The organism is Hydrogenobacter sp. T-8 (assembly GCF_011006175.1).
Lineage (GTDB): Bacteria > Aquificota > Aquificia > Aquificales > Aquificaceae > Pampinifervens > Pampinifervens florentissimum.
Window position 1 is genome coordinate 1,520,726 of record NZ_CP048795.1, and the last position, 12,610, is coordinate 1,533,335.

The following is a 12,610-nucleotide window of genomic DNA, read 5'->3' on the forward strand; positions in this document are numbered from 1 at the left end:
TATGTAAATATAGCTAATCTCTAAGTAGTTGCAAGAACTCCTTGACAGCCCTTTCTATACCCCAAAGAAGTGCGTTGGAGATTATAGAATGACCTACGTTTAACTCTTCTACCACATCCCTCAAGGATTCTACAAGTAAAGAAGTGTTTTTGTATGTAAGCCCATGCCCTGCGTAAACCCTTAGACCTAGAGACCTTGCCTTTAGACCAGCCTCTTTTAGTCTTTGTATCTCCCTCTTTGCTTCCTCAATTTTGTGTGAGTTGAAAAGGTTTGCATACCTCCCCGTGTGAAGTTCCACAGCGTCAGCCCCCACTTCCTTACTTGCGTATACTTGGGACTCTTCTGGTTCTATAAAAAGGGAAACCTCTATTCCAGATTCCTTGAAGTCTTTTATATATTCCCTTAGATGGTCTTTCATGGCAACTACGTTTAGCCCGCCTTCTGTGGTTATTTCCTCTCTTCTTTCTGGTACAAGGGTTATCCTGTTGGGCTTAACCCTCAGAGCTATAGCCTTCATCTCATCCGTTGCTGCCATTTCAAGGTTCACTGGCACATGCACTGCCTTTTTTATAAGCTCCAAGTCTTCTTCTTGCACATGCCTTCTGTCCTCTCTTAGATGTAAGGTTATTTGATGTGCTCCTGCTTGCTGGGCAATCAAGGCTGCAAAAAGAGGGCTTGGCTCAAAGGTTTTCCTTGCCTGCCTAAGGGTTGCCACATGGTCTATGTTTACACCGAGCCTCATGACTGCCCTTCTATGAGGATTATATCATCATCCCCTAAATACTCGCCCATCCTTATTTCTAAAAGTTCTGCTACTACAAACCCCACATTCTCAATACTGTAAGGGCTTGTCTTATAAGCGTAAGCAGTATCACCAGCTGTGTAATAGCCAATTTTTGAACTGGTCTTTATACGAACAGTCCCTTTCAGAACTGTCCAGGTTCTGTTATGGTGCATGTGCATACGATTACTTATGGACCTTCCAGGAAGTATACTTAACTTACTTATTCTATAGCCTTGTCCCGTCTCCAAGATTAGCTCTGTTCCCCACTCGTAGCTATTTTCAACATGGAAGTAGGCTTCCTTATAACCTTTCTCCTTTAGAAGTTTTACTAAATCCCTTACTTTTCTAGCACTTCCCCTTTTCATCACAAGAATCGCATCCCTATTTTCTATTACCGCAATATCATTTACATCTAAAAGACATACTAACTTACTGGTGCTATAGACTAAGGAATTTTCACTATCAAAGCATAGACTCTTACCCATGCACACGTTGTCTCTATCATTCTTTTCTATAACAGAATAAAGACCATCAAAAGAACCCACATCACTCCAAAATATATCCATAGGAACCACAGCACCCCTTCGTGTCTTTTCCATCTCCATGTAGTCAAAGGCTATATCAGGAAGTCCACAGTAGTTTTCAAGAAAAGTTTCATAACCCTCAGACATCACTCCGTAAATCTCTGGAGCATTTAACTTAAACTCTTCAATGGCAGTGCGGACGCTAAAGACAAAGTTTCCTGAGTCCCAAAAGTAAGACCCTTCCTCCAATAATTTTTGAACCAATTCACCCTTGGGTTTCTCTATAAACCTTTCCATCCTATAGGCTTTTATCTCACCCTGCTCTTTAAGTAAAGCACCCGCCTTTATGTATCCAAAGTTCTCTTCTGGTCTGGTAGGATGAATGCCAAAGGCTACCACGTACCCATCCTCAGCGACACTGCTGGCAAACCTCAGATACTCCACAAACCTGTCCTCTGGTTTTATAAGCTGGTCAGAGGCAAGCGTAAAAATTACCTCCTCTTCCTGCACACCCAAAACCTCTTTCATGTATAGCAAGCCCAGGGCTATGGCTGGACCTGTGTTTTTTCTACAAGGCTCTGTAAGAAGTGTATACCCCTCATAAGGATAAAGGTCATTTATGACCTTATGCTTATAATCTTTATGTGTTATTACAAGTATATTCCTGTGGTCTACCAGCTTTAGAGCTCTTTCGTAGGTCATTCTCAAGAAGGAAATATCATCAAATAGCTTTAAAAACTGCTTTGGATGGTTTTCTCTTGATAGAGGCCAAAGCCTTGTGCCACTACCACCTGCCAGTATCATAACCTTCATAAGCTAACCTCCTTAAGGCTTTTTCTAAAAGCAGAGAGCTTGTCAAGACTTCCATATTCGTTATTCTTTACCAGCCCATAACTCATAAAAGAAAAACTTCTCAAGCCTAATCTGTATAATCTCCCTATGTAGTCTGAGTTATTCATATAGGTCATGTCATCCGCAACCACGTCTGCCCTCTTATTATTTGGCATGTAGTGAGCAAGATGCAAAGGCTTACCATACTGAGAGAAAAACTCACAATTTTTGAGTATTCTCTGAGGATTGCCATAGCCCCCGTTTTCAGACATTTTATAGTCAAACATGCTTTGAAAAAATATGGCATTGCTGTTCTGGATAACAGGCTCAAAAAATCTTATGAAATTTATGCCTTCTTGAAATTCTACAAGCCATCCACCAAAGCATATCCCATAAACCGCATCCACACCACTGTTTTTTATGATGTCTATGGCATTAAGAAGATTGCTTCTTAAACGAGTGTAATAGTCTTTAGTAAGGTCATTTATACTATCCGTATAAGGAATTTCATGTTTGCAAGTTTGGTTATACCTACAAGCGGTATAAGTAGATTGTTCAGTGGCAAGGGCTATGTATACCTTACCTTTTACTTGAGACTTTAAAATAGACAAAACATCCCGAAGGTCCTGCAAAAAGGTTTGGGATATGTGATACTCTCCGTAAGTTGGTCCACCAAAAGAGGGGTTTTGACCGTCGTAGTTTTCCCAAGTTATTAGCATAAGACTGTAGCCAAGCTCTGACCACTCCTTAAAGCGTCCCTTATTAGCCCAATCCCTTATAAAGTGCATGCTGTTTCCATAAGGTTGTTTACGGTCATCTACAGAACCATTTAACCAAAAATTAAGTATGTTTGGTTCAAGAATGTCTAAAACTCTTTTTCCTTCAGGATCATAACCATTAACAAGCCTTTCTGGGTCTTCCCCAAGCCCAAAGAGTATGGACCTCCCCTGCGGTAGCTGTGGTTGTGGCTGAAGAGAGGATGAATTACCGCCAGAACTTCCACAACTTGCTACACCCAAAAGTAAGCTAATCAGAAAAGTTCTTCTGTCTACCATTTATAAACTTCCCTATTAGTGTTAGTGTATAGCATATATTTTAATCCATCATATACAAGGTAAAAATTTGGGACAAAGCCAGATTCAGATTTGATAAATCTCTTTTTTATAGCATCTTTTGAATTTCTACTTATCAACATACAATCTGCAAAGGTTATAGGGTTTGACAGAGCGGTATAGTATGTGTAATTGTGCGGGAGTATAAATATATTGGAACTTCCTGTAAAATAAACCACTGGAAAGGTGTAAGCATCGTCAGAGAGAATTTTTTTACACCCGTAGCCAATTAAAAGTTCCGCAATTATCCTGTCTTCTTTTATGCTTATCCTTTCTGGTATGATTCTACCTTTGAGGGAACCAATGAATTCTTTCTCATTTAAATCTTTTGAATGATCTGGTATAAAGAAAGCAGAAAGAAAAGCTATAATCATGGAAAACAAGTAGGGCTTTGAGTTTGCTATCCTTAGGTAAAAAGCAAAGACAAGGGAAAAGAGTAGAAACAAAACGGATGAATACATGTATGGGAAAGACATGCCAAAATATATGGAGAAATAAAATACAAATATGGGTACTATATAAACCAAAAACAGAGGAGTTGTATATAAAAGTTTAAACCTCTTTATGTAAGGTATAACTAAGAAATACGGTAGAATGAGAAGGCTATTTAAAAACAACTGCTTTAAGGTAAGGTAAAGACTTCGTATAAATGAGCCAGATGCTTGTATAAATTCATCAATAACAGGCTCACTTCTGAAAAAGGAATAAGGACTTTGAATAAAATTAAGGGGATTACCTGTGAAAATCCAGTTTAAATAGAGCCAAGAAAAAAGGAAAAATACAACAGGAGTAATTTTCACCACCACAATTGCAACCCTGTAGGGAAAATTTTCTTTACTAGTCAACAGAAAAAGGCTGATAAAGTATACAGGAACTACAAAAAGACTCCTAAAGTCTACAAAGAATGTTATGCCAAGAAGCAAACCTGCGACGAATATATACAAGGAATATTTTGTTTCTATATGTCTTACTGTGTAAAAAACAGATAGGGAAAGCAGTATATAGAATAAAAGCACATCAAATCTCTGGGAAGATAGAAATAGGTATAGAGGATTGAGCATAATAATAGAAATACTCAAAATAGATAGAGCGTCTGTTTTATAAGTTTTTATGAGATATGTTATTAAAAATGTGGAAAACAAAGCACTTATGATAGGTGAAACTAAAAGAGGGTCGTTGACTATAAGGAAAGGCACAAAGGCGATAGGTGGATAAACAAAACCTATATTTTCCACTCTAAAACCACTTTGCACCGCTATCAATGCTTTTTCCGCAAAGAAAAGTAAATTGCTATGGATATAATCAAACTTAAAAAACAGCTCTTGTGATATATAAAAGTAAAGCAAGAAGAGTATAAAAAATACTATGAAGGCTATCATGAGCCAACTACCGGTGGTTTGTATTTGGTTATGCCATGTTGTGTCTTTTGCCAGTAGAAGGGCTTTGTAAACAATTCATATAGTGCTTTATATGAAGCTATAGAATGAAGTATCCAATATATTGGATTTAAAAAAGCGTAAGGAAGTAGTTCGTAATAGCCTCTTTTGAAAACTGCAATCATATTTAGGTAAATGCCTATAAAATTACCTATTAGGAGATTAAATAAAGATACATGTAGCAATAATGGAGGGAATATTGGTTCATAAGTCTTTGTTTGAGTTATAAGCCATATTAAAAACATAAACCACATTATAGGGTTCATCAGAAATGTAAGAGGAGTCCCTCCTATTAGAAATAGGAAAGATAACATTCCCTTAAATCCGACGGTTTTGTAAAGTCTTTTTAGGTTTCTTGAGTGCACTAAAAAGGTCTGCATGTATCCTTTAATCCATCTTGACCTCTGTCTTATCCAGTTTTTTAATTTTGCGTTTGCCTCCTCATAGGTCGTGGAGTTAATTATGCCTACTTTGTATCCTTTCCCAAAGCCTCTGACCCCAAGGTCTGCATCTTCTGTGGTGTTAAAGGGATCCCACGCGCCTATCTCACGAAGCTTTTCCACATCAAAGTGGTTGCTTGTGCCTCCAAGAGGAATGGGTAGTTTAAGGTTGAAAAGACCAGGTAATAGATAGTCAAACCAGTAAGAATACTCAAGAGTAAACATCTTTGTAAGAAAGTTTTCATCCTTGTTAAAGTAGTTTAGTGCTGCCTGAAAACATATGTAATCTTTGCCAGCCTTTCTAAAGGCTATAACTGCCTTTTTTAGTTGGTCCGGCTCAGGTATGTCCTCCGCATCGTATATGGTTAGATATTTCCCTTTGGCAAAAAACAAACCGTAATTACACGCCTTTGGTTTTGTTTTGGGAATACTGTTGGGTACTATAATAAAACGCCAGTTGGCTGGTGGTCTGTGGTCTTTTGCAGCCTTTAATGTTTCTGTATCATCCTCCTCAAGAAGCAGAATAACATCCAGTTTATCCTGGGGGTAGTCCATCTTTTTTAAACCTTCCATCAGTATGCCGACAACTTCAGGTTCTTTGTATACAGGAACAAGTATCGTATATACAGGCAATTCATCATCCTTCAAAGCTTTAACCTCTTCTTCTGTTATGAACTGCTCCATTTCACTTTTTGCCCCCGCTATACTAACGACAAGTTTGAATCCTATAGAAAGAAGGTAAAAAACTTGTGCTATTCCTATAATAGTTATAAGAGTAAATACAGCATTTATATAAAGTCCAATTAACACTGAAAAAAGCACAAAACCCATAAAGAGAACCTGCATTTTTGAAAAAACTAAAGATGCAGAATACTCAGGAGATAAATAAAATAACCCCTTAATCGCCTTGTCTATTAGCAAATCCTTATAGATATATTCAAGAGTTTTTATAAGGTCAAGGTCAGTTATAACCACTAACTCTGTCTTGTATCCACTAAAGTGCCTGTTTATAAACTCATCAAGCTCAATACTTCCAGGGTTTGACACAAAAAGTTTTACAGTATTTGTATATTTATCTAAATTTGCGGGTATAACCTCATATCTTATAAGTTCTTGAACTTCAAAACCCTTAATAAATTCAGCGTTAATTTGCATAAGAATCTTTTCTGTTCCCAGTAAGAAAGGAAGGTTAAAATGTTCTGCAAGTGCCCTATAAAGGTCAATTCTCCTAATATAACCAAGAGAGGCAAGTATCCATCCTAACCTCCCACCGCTTTTTTCCTGATATTCAAGAGCTTCTTTAAGTTGCTCTTCTGTGATATAACCTTTTTCAACTAATATACTACCGATCAAGCTTCTTTTAGAAGCTATACCATAAATTGAAGAAGAAGCCATGTGCATCTCCCACCCTTCTGCCATAGAGGGTTTTCTGATAACCTGGCACTAAGGAAAGATTTCCTAATTTTATTCTTGGTGCTATATTTACCTGCACCAGTTTATAGTCTGGTTCAAGAAAAACATTTTCACCAATTGATTTCCTCTTGCCATTTCCAAGACCAATTTGAGCATCAACAAAGGTCAGAAGCTGAAGGCTCTGAGTTATGTTTATACCGCCACCGCTGTATGCCCTTATCTGACTTGAAGGATAACCAAAGTAATATCTATAACCCACACCAGAATCCCAAAAGCCCCAATTACCAGAAAATCCGTATAGTAGACCGCCCTCTACTGCAAACCTTCCGTATCCTATTCTTGGATTATCCTTTATGGAGTAGCCTGTAGGCATGATTAAATTTCCATAAAGAGATAAGGAGTCTCTTTGACCCTTACGCACATTTCTTATAATTCCAAGCTCAAAGTCTCCCAAACCAGAAGTTTCACCATCTCCACATTCTAACCAGCTATAGGGTAATTTGAAAACAGCAGTATGTTTTGGGTCTATTCCGTATTCACCATAGATTTGTAGCTCTCTTTTTTCAAAGGTGCATCCTATAGGACGCCTTTTACTGTCTTTATCGTAATATTTTGTTGCTTTTTGGTAGTTAAAACTCGTTGAGATAAAAAACTCACCCTCTTGCCTGACCCACGCTGAGGCGAATACAAATGAGCTTGATAAGAGTACAAGAGAAAGAGTCCTCATACTGTCCTCCTTGTTAGTTTCCTATAGGTATGCATTAGAAGGTAAAGCACAGGTATAGAGAGGAGTATTATTATAAGCAATCTATACTTCATCCAATAATAACCTATTCCCCTCTCCCTTTCGTATCTCAATCTTAGTTTATCTCCAATCTCAAAAGATGCAAAATAGCTTTCTGATATCACCGCCACATTACCGTATAGGTTCAAATAATCTTCTATAGAATACATATGGGCTAAAGCTGGAACATCTGGATTACCATAAAGGCTTACCTTTAGCTCTGGAGTAGAAAGATCCTTTAGCACCAAATAAACAAAGGGCAACTCGTATTTTGCGGAGAACACAACCCTTTTTTCTACAGGGTCATAAACTTCAAAAAGTCCCTTATTAGAATCTGGCTTAACAAAGCTGAGAATATAATCATAATTCTCATCTTCTTTCTCTATAAACTCAACTGTGCCTATACTTTTATTTACCTCTGGAAGCATATTTAGAATCCTAACTGCAAGTGGTAGCAATTTGTTATCTTCTATTCTCAATCCCACCCTTCCGTTAATCATCTTAAAGAAGTCCGCTATTGTTTTTACCCTTTTGTTAACACTATTCCAGTAAAAGTATGAATTGTCAAAAACAGTCAGCACAGATTGCGCCACTGCACCAAAACAGTTGTCCGAGGAGGTGAAATTGACTAAGTTGACCACAAGGCTGTTATGACCGTATGAAAGTTCCTGAGATGGTATTTTTATATCAATGCCCTTTGTTCCATGACTTTCAAGAGGAAGTGTTTTTATAAGTGTGTCGTTCAAGTATACTCTCAGTTCCATTTTATCTTTTTGGTGTGCCGGGGTGTGGGCAAAATTAAGCCTAAAGTATAGCGTATCTGGTATTCCACCGAAAGAAGCCAAGTTGAAAGGTATGTGGAAGGAAATGTTTGACATACCTTTTATAGTAGCAGTTTTAATACCAAGCTCTTTGAGAGAAAACTCCTTGTATTTGGGTGTTTTCCTCTTCTTTGCTTGTTCTACTTGGATTGATTTACCAAAGATAAATGGTTCGTAGCCATATTGTATAGCTTCCAGTAAAAGCTTATTGACATACAAGGTATTACCTTCAAGTTTTGTATTGTCTTTAGACATTTTTATTATCTTTTGACAATTATCACTTATTCCCCAGTTGAAAACAGGCAAAATGGCTCTGACCTTGGATATGTAGTATACTAATGGTAAGAGCTCGCGGTCTTCTATACAAAATTGTCTTTCGTAATCCATCAGAAATGTCCTTATATCCTCCGCTGGTTTATACGAAAAAGTAACGGTGCTGTCCGCATGTATTATAAGATAAGGCTTATCAGAGAAAACATCTTCACATATGTTGTTTGAAAGTCTTAGATTTCCTCTTATTGAGACCTTTATAAAATCTCTACCTCTTCTTGGTCTTATCTCAAGATTTATTGGCTGACCAGAGTTTTGCATGGTTATAGTATACTGAGGCACATCATCTACGAGTATACTTACGGATGAGTCTTTTCTTAAGTATGTTGGAATAGTAAGTTTTAGATTTATGTTTGCTCTGACTAGGTTGTTATAGAGGGGTATGTAAAAATCATAAGCTGGGCTAATACCCCTTAAAACCATATCTTCTTTTAGAAGATTTATTTCCTTGAAAGTATACTGCACTACTTTATATGAGGTTTCCGGCGTTTGTTTTGTTTCATACTTTTTATTTTGTATTTTTGACGAGGTTTTATCCAATGTATTAACCTCTGATTTTGTATGGATTCTTCTTTGAGAGATATCTTTAACCCTTTGCTCTCCCCTTGGTTGTGTATCAGAAAACACTTCATCTACACTAGGAAGATTTCTTTGAAAACCACCAGCATTCACTTTCGCTACAGAGACAAAAATAAGTAGAAAAATAGCCAGTTTTATATAGCTTATTCTTATATTTGATTTCATGCTGCAGATTATAACATATCTGCAGTGAAAATTTCGTGAAAATTACCCTCCTTAAAGCGTCCTTCAGTCATATATCAAATATAACCTCCGCAACCCAAAGGTCTCCTTGCCTTTCCACTTTGAGGTCATGGTAAGTAGCCGCTTTTATTACCAGCTTTGGCTCGTTTTTCTGTGGGTCAAACCTGTCTCCAATGAGTTTTAACCTTGCATAGTCTTCTCTGACCTCCAATGGCTCACACCTTGACGCTACAAACAGCTCCGCTTCGTGCAGGACAATTGATTCGTTTATTAGGTCTGCAAGCAAAAAGGGGAGCTCTGAGTTTACTTCTATGACCCTTTCCTCTCTTTGTGGTATGGATTCTATAGGCGTTATTTCGTTAAAAGTTGCCAGTATGCTTTTGCATAGAAGCTCCTCAAGGCTTTTAGCCCATACTCTTATGCCCGCATCCGCAGTTATACGGTCTATGGTCTCGTAAAAGCTCATAGCCCCAAAACATCAAACATGGAATACCAACCAGGCTTTTTGCCCCTTATCCATCTTGCTGCCTCTATTGCACCTTTGGCAAATATATCCCTTGAGCTTGCCCTGTGGGTAAGTTCAAGCCTTTCTCCAAAACCAAAAAAGTAGACGGTATGCTCACCCACCACATCTCCACCCCTCAGGGACATAACCCCCACCTCTTCTAACTCCCTTGGTGCAATTCCATCTCTGCAATGGACTTTCTTTTGTAGGTTCATAGTCCGTAGGAGTATCTCTTCAAGTTTTAGTGCGGTTCCGCTTGGTGCATCCTTTTTGTATCTGTGATGAATTTCAAGCACCTCTGCATCAAAGCCTCTGCCCCTTAGGACATTGCTTGCTATTTCCACAAGCCTAAAAAGCAGGTTCACACCCAAGCTCATGTTAGGTGAGACAAGTATGGGAGCATGCTCTGAGTAGGATTTTAGTTCTTCTAGTTCTTGTTCCTTAAAGCCAGTAGTTCCAATTACCACACCCTTTCCTGCAAGGGCGGAAAGTTTTCCATGAGAAACCGCTGCAGTAGTATTGCCTGAAAATTCTATAACCACATCACAAAGACCGAGGACATCTTCAAGCCTTGAAGTGAGAGGAAGACCCTTTAGCTCTTCTATACCAGAGGCTTCACCAAGGTCATGAGACCTTATACAGTCTGGATGCTCCACTCCTCCAACTACTTGAAAGTCAGAATACTCAAGGGAGAGCCTTAGGATGCTTTTACCCATCCTACCAAGGGCACCACAGACTACCGCCTTTGTCATTCCTCCTCCTCTTCTCCAAAAATCATATCCTCAAGCTCTTCTACCGCGTCTTCCGCTTGGTCTGGTGGCACCACTGAGGGATAAAGGGCTACTTGAATACCCTCGGTGAAGAGAAACCTACTTATTATCTCCTGTAGCTTCTCCAACTCTTCGGGGCTGAGGTCTCCTCTTATGCTCTCTTCTACGGGCTTGTTGGTGAAGAAGAAACCCACGAGGCTGAAAGGCACTGCGTAAAGTTGTTCTTCCATGACACTCTCCTTTTTGGTTTTGAAAAATTATAATATGAATATGGACTACAAGCCTCAGGAAATAGAGTCAAAGTGGCAAAGAGTTTGGGAAGAGCAAGGTATTTTCAAAGCAAGGGAAGAGGGCAAAAAACTCTATGTGCTTGAGATGTTTCCTTATCCTTCTGGCAGGATACATATGGGACATGTGAGGAACTACACTATAGGAGATGTCATAGCAAGGTTTATGAGGTTTAAAGGCTACTCGGTGCTTCATCCTATGGGATGGGATGCCTTTGGATTGCCTGCGGAGAACGCTGCCATAAAGCATGGAGTCCACCCTGCCAGCTGGACCTACGAAAACATAGCCTATATGAAAAGGCAGTTAAAGAGCCTTGGCTTTTCCTACGATTGGGATAGGGAGATAGCCACCTGCGACCCTGAGTATTATCGTTGGAATCAGTGGATTTTTCTCAAGTTTTTTGAGCATGGCTTAGCCTACAGGAAGTCCGCAGAGGTAAACTGGTGTCCTAACGATGAAACGGTGCTTGCCAATGAGCAGGTTATAGAGGGAAGATGCTGGAGGTGTGGCACGCCCATAGTAAGAAGGGAAGTGCCCTCTTGGTATTTGAATATAACCGCCTATGCGGAGAGGCTTTTGGAAGACCTCAAGGAGCTTGAAGGCAAGTGGCCAGAAAGGGTTATAGCACAGCAAAGAAACTGGATAGGAAGGTCAGAGGGTGCTATCCTTAAATTCTTTGTGGAAGATATATCCATAGAGGTTTTTACCACAAGACCAGACACGGTCTTTGGTGCTACCTTTGTAGTGCTTGCACCAGAGCATCCTCTTACCCTTGAATTGGCAAAGAGAGGAAACTTCTCAGAGGTCAAGAGCTTTGTGGAGCGTATGAAACAAAAATCCACAAGGGAAAGGGGAATAGAGGAAGAAAAGGAAGGTGTGTTTCTTGGAGTTTATGCGGTAAACCCTGCTACGGGAGAGAAGATACCCGTCTGGACCGCCAACTATGTGCTTTATGAGTATGGCACGGGTGCCATAATGTGCGTGCCAGCTCATGACCAAAGGGACTACGAATTTGCCATAAAATATGGACTACCCATAAGGTATGTGGTTAAACCTTTGGAGGGAGAGTTTCCAAAGGACAGAGCCTACGAAGAGCCGGGTATTCTCATAAACTCTGGACAGTTTAATGGTATAAAGTCCACAGAGGCAAAGAAAGCCATAACCCAGTGGCTTAAGGAAAGGGGTCTTGGAGACTTTAAAATAACCTACAGACTAAGGGACTGGAACATTTCAAGACAGAGATACTGGGGCACGCCTATACCCATAGTTTACTGCGACCACTGTGGAATAGTGCCAGTCCCAGAGGACCAACTTCCCGTGCTTTTACCTCAAAGGGTGGAGATAACGGGTCATGGAAACCCTCTTGAAAAAGTCCCAGAGTTTGTCAACACCACCTGCCCCAAGTGTGGAAGACCTGCAAAAAGAGAGACGGATACAATGGATACCTTCTTTGACTCAAGCTGGTATTTCTTACGCTTTTGCGACCCCAAAAACTCAGAAAAGCCCTTCTCTCCAGAAAGGGTGGAGTTCTGGATGCCCGTAGACTTATACATAGGCGGTATAGAGCATGCGGTCTTGCACCTTCTTTATGCGAGGTTTTTCCAAAAGTTCCTTTATGACCTTGGATTGGTAAAGGACAAAGAGCCCTTCCTTAGGCTTATTACTCAAGGTATGGTGCTAAAAAGGTGGGTAAGCGTGGAGAGGTATTTGGAGTATTTGGAAGAAAAGTATGGAGTGCAAAGCCTTTTGGAAGAGGACGTGGAAAAGCTAAAAGAGTTAATGGAAAGGGATATGGGTTCAAAGAGCTAAC

The 12,610-nt window shown here is 39.5% G+C and carries 11 protein-coding genes; 1 reads left to right on the plus strand and 10 read right to left on the minus strand.

Translation table 11 applies throughout. The features are described from left to right. Positions 1–13: 13 nt before the first annotated feature. The 10 genes from pdxJ to G3M65_RS08835 form a co-directional block, all read right to left on the minus strand. Entirely contained in the window at positions 14–742 is a 729-nt protein-coding gene (pdxJ, locus tag G3M65_RS08790; protein ID WP_173834197.1) for a pyridoxine 5'-phosphate synthase, read from the minus strand. Then, positions 739–2,121, minus strand: coding sequence for a mannose-1-phosphate guanylyltransferase/mannose-6-phosphate isomerase (locus G3M65_RS08795; protein ID WP_173834198.1), 1,383 nt, complete (start codon positions 2,119–2,121; stop codon positions 739–741). Before G3M65_RS08795 ends, pdxJ begins: the two co-directional genes overlap by 4 nt. Continuing rightward, complete coding sequence (locus G3M65_RS08800; protein WP_173834199.1) at positions 2,118–3,194, minus strand: hypothetical protein; 1,077 nt, start codon at positions 3,192–3,194, stop codon at positions 2,118–2,120. The genes G3M65_RS08795 and G3M65_RS08800 overlap by 4 nt, the downstream gene beginning before the upstream one ends. Further along, entirely contained in the window at positions 3,188–4,630 is a 1,443-nt protein-coding gene (locus G3M65_RS08805; protein WP_173834200.1) for a hypothetical protein, read from the minus strand. The genes G3M65_RS08800 and G3M65_RS08805 overlap by 7 nt, the downstream gene beginning before the upstream one ends. Next, positions 4,627–6,546 carry a glycosyltransferase family 2 protein gene (locus G3M65_RS08810; protein WP_254426267.1) on the minus strand — a complete coding sequence of 640 codons (1,920 nt, stop codon included), beginning with the start codon at positions 6,544–6,546 and terminating at the stop codon, positions 4,627–4,629. The genes G3M65_RS08805 and G3M65_RS08810 overlap by 4 nt, the downstream gene beginning before the upstream one ends. After that, a complete protein-coding gene (locus G3M65_RS08815; RefSeq protein WP_173834201.1) occupies positions 6,488–7,267 on the minus strand; it encodes a hypothetical protein in 780 nt (259 codons plus the stop codon). The genes G3M65_RS08810 and G3M65_RS08815 overlap by 59 nt, the downstream gene beginning before the upstream one ends. After that, positions 7,264–9,219, minus strand: a complete 1,956-nt coding sequence (locus G3M65_RS08820) for a cellulose biosynthesis cyclic di-GMP-binding regulatory protein BcsB (protein WP_173834202.1) — start codon at positions 9,217–9,219, stop codon at positions 7,264–7,266. Before G3M65_RS08820 ends, G3M65_RS08815 begins: the two co-directional genes overlap by 4 nt. Positions 9,220–9,286: 67 nt before the next feature. Further along, positions 9,287–9,703 carry an archease gene (locus G3M65_RS08825; RefSeq protein ID WP_173834203.1) on the minus strand — a complete coding sequence of 139 codons (417 nt, stop codon included), beginning with the start codon at positions 9,701–9,703 and terminating at the stop codon, positions 9,287–9,289. Then, positions 9,700–10,494: a 4-hydroxy-tetrahydrodipicolinate reductase gene (gene dapB, locus G3M65_RS08830; protein WP_173834204.1), complete on the minus strand. Its 795-nt coding sequence runs from the start codon at positions 10,492–10,494 to the stop codon at positions 9,700–9,702. Before dapB ends, G3M65_RS08825 begins: the two co-directional genes overlap by 4 nt. Then, positions 10,491–10,742, minus strand: a complete 252-nt coding sequence (locus tag G3M65_RS08835; protein ID WP_173834205.1) for a hypothetical protein — start codon at positions 10,740–10,742, stop codon at positions 10,491–10,493. The genes dapB and G3M65_RS08835 overlap by 4 nt, the downstream gene beginning before the upstream one ends. Positions 10,743–10,782: 40 nt before the next feature. Between G3M65_RS08835 and leuS the strand changes: the two genes are divergently transcribed. Continuing rightward, positions 10,783–12,609 (plus strand): leucine--tRNA ligase, encoded by a 1,827-nt coding sequence (gene leuS / locus G3M65_RS08840; RefSeq protein WP_173834206.1) that lies wholly within the window; start codon positions 10,783–10,785, stop codon positions 12,607–12,609. Position 12,610 lies beyond the last annotated feature (1 nt).

Coding starts and splice junctions, on each gene's coding strand:
- pdxJ (WP_173834197.1), bottom strand. CDS start 742: ATGAGGCTCGGTGTAAACATAGACCATGTGGCAACCCTTAGGCAGGCA.
- G3M65_RS08795 (WP_173834198.1), bottom strand. CDS start 2,121: ATGAAGGTTATGATACTGGCAGGTGGTAGTGGCACAAGGCTTTGGCCT.
- G3M65_RS08800 (WP_173834199.1), bottom strand. CDS start 3,194: ATGGTAGACAGAAGAACTTTTCTGATTAGCTTACTTTTGGGTGTAGCA.
- G3M65_RS08805 (WP_173834200.1), bottom strand. CDS start 4,630: ATGATAGCCTTCATAGTATTTTTTATACTCTTCTTGCTTTACTTTTAT.
- G3M65_RS08810 (WP_254426267.1), bottom strand. CDS start 6,546: ATGGCAGAAGGGTGGGAGATGCACATGGCTTCTTCTTCAATTTATGGT.
- G3M65_RS08815 (WP_173834201.1), bottom strand. CDS start 7,267: ATGAGGACTCTTTCTCTTGTACTCTTATCAAGCTCATTTGTATTCGCC.
- G3M65_RS08820 (WP_173834202.1), bottom strand. CDS start 9,219: ATGAAATCAAATATAAGAATAAGCTATATAAAACTGGCTATTTTTCTA.
- G3M65_RS08825 (WP_173834203.1), bottom strand. CDS start 9,703: ATGAGCTTTTACGAGACCATAGACCGTATAACTGCGGATGCGGGCATA.
- dapB (WP_173834204.1), bottom strand. CDS start 10,494: ATGACAAAGGCGGTAGTCTGTGGTGCCCTTGGTAGGATGGGTAAAAGC.
- G3M65_RS08835 (WP_173834205.1), bottom strand. CDS start 10,742: ATGGAAGAACAACTTTACGCAGTGCCTTTCAGCCTCGTGGGTTTCTTC.
- leuS (WP_173834206.1), top strand. CDS start 10,783: ATGGACTACAAGCCTCAGGAAATAGAGTCAAAGTGGCAAAGAGTTTGG.